The organism is Lishizhenia sp., assembly GCF_033720595.1.
Taxonomy (GTDB): Bacteria; Bacteroidota; Bacteroidia; order Flavobacteriales_D; family Crocinitomicaceae; genus Lishizhenia.
This window is the reverse complement of record NZ_JAWWCF010000321.1, coordinates 1-1693: the sequence shown is the minus strand read 5'-3', so window position 1 is coordinate 1693 and position 1693 is coordinate 1. Positions and strand designations below refer to the sequence as shown.

Annotated in this window: 2 protein-coding genes and 1 pseudogene; all 3 read right to left on the bottom strand. The window is 35.6% G+C overall.

The genetic code is table 11. The annotated features are described in order from the left end of the window. A pseudogene (locus tag R3333_RS14510) lies at positions 1 to 236 on the bottom strand (hypothetical protein); the annotation flags it as partial. Between the two features lie 59 nt (positions 237 to 295). Further along, the gene (locus R3333_RS14505) at positions 296 to 925 is read right to left on the bottom strand and encodes a response regulator transcription factor (protein WP_318959476.1); all 630 of its coding nucleotides are present in this window, start codon (positions 923 to 925) and stop codon (positions 296 to 298) included. Positions 926 to 1044: 119 nt separating this feature from the next. Beyond that, positions 1045 to 1353: a hypothetical protein gene (locus tag R3333_RS14500; RefSeq protein ID WP_318959475.1), complete on the bottom strand. Its 309-nt coding sequence runs from the start codon at positions 1351 to 1353 to the stop codon at positions 1045 to 1047. Positions 1354 to 1693: the final 340 nt, after the last annotated feature.

Genomic DNA, 1693 nt, shown 5'->3' with positions numbered 1-1693 from the left:
CTAGCTTCTATCCACCCAACTTTCGCATTGTCTAGACTTGACGCAGACGGAGTGTCTATAAACGACTGGATTGCTTCTCTTAAAGAAAGCGCCGTCAAATAAGCATCGTTATAGTTGGCGTATGCAATTTCTGCAACAGTTTTTTGATATTCAGATTCTAAAGAAGCTTCTTGTTGTTTATTGCAAGCTGTAAGTCCAATAAAGGCTGTTACTGTTACTATGATGAGCTTTTTCATTATGCGTTTTAATTTTGTACAAATTTCATGTTAATTCAGTATGAAGTCAATCCCTTATTTTAGGTATTCTGGTATTCGATTAAACCTGTGTTTTGAGCAAATAGAACTAATTCTGAAATATTTTTCACCCCCACTTTTTTCAAAATATTTTTACGGTGTGTATTTACCGTGTGATGGCTTAAAAACAATTTTTCGGCAATTTGTTTACTGCTGTAACCATTTACTACTAATTGCAATACCTCTATCTCTCTCTTACTCAATTGTACGGGTAGACAATTTAAGGAGCGTTCGTTGTTTGTATCCTCTATGAGTAACTCGAGTACCTTATTACAATACGCTTTTCCTCCCTTAATAATGGAGGCTAAAGACTCAAAGATTTCATCAAACTCACACTCATAGGTCATAACACTATGAACACCCAAGGAAAGTAATTGTTTAACGGTTTTAAGATTGTGTTCTGAAGCATACAACATTACCGGAGTAGTAGGGTAGATACGTTTAAGTTTGGCTAGTTTTTCATTGGCAAATTGCTTGTCCGATCCGTAATCAATAAAGAGTACATCTATTTCTGGATGATTTTCTTTTACAATATTTAGGTTGATTACAAAGGTATTATCCGTACGTGACTCAAATAATTTTATGAGTCCTATTTCCATTACCTCGTTCGTACCGATAAATCCTATTTTCATTGCTTTTGTTTAGAATGTTTCTAAAGAGCAAAGGTGTGGATAAAGCAAGTTTAATTCAATACCACATTTTGGGTATTTTCTGTAAGCATAAGATGTTGGTTGAAATTTCCCAGTATGGTTTAGAAGGAGTACCCCAAAGAAAATGTAAGGTGTAGATTTACCGGATAATAGATGTACCAACTATACCCGTAATAATTAATTCCGGTTCGAAACAATAATCCTCTTTTGCCAGTGTATCTGTATTGGAGTGTTAACATTGAAAAAGGATCGTAAGAAGTATTTCCGTCGTAGAACTCTATACGATGGGTGCAACCAAATCCACCTTCAAAATGGTGTTTGCCTAGTGGAGAAGTAATCCATGAAAGGGCAGTAGGAACCCCGTAAACGCTGCTATTAAAGTCACGACTAAAACCAAGGCGCAAGAGCATGATATTTTTTTTGGAAATGCGTCTGTCATAGTTCACAGAAAAAAATCCAACCCCTACCGTTCCGTTTCCAGATTTACCTTCAATATAGATTGAATTTGGCCGAATCAATTGTTGTCCAAAGCTATAAGTACAACAAAAAAGGCTCGTTAAAAAGCATATAATTAATATCCTCTTAGACATACAAGAAAAGATACGGAAAATTGATGAAATTGAAAAACAGGTAAGGAGCGTGGTGAGAATATGTAAAACAGAAGGAAAGTAAAAAAACAAAAACCCCGAAGAAATTGATACTCTTGGTCCCCAATTTTCTTGGGGATCCAGCCATAGAGGCGTATTTTCT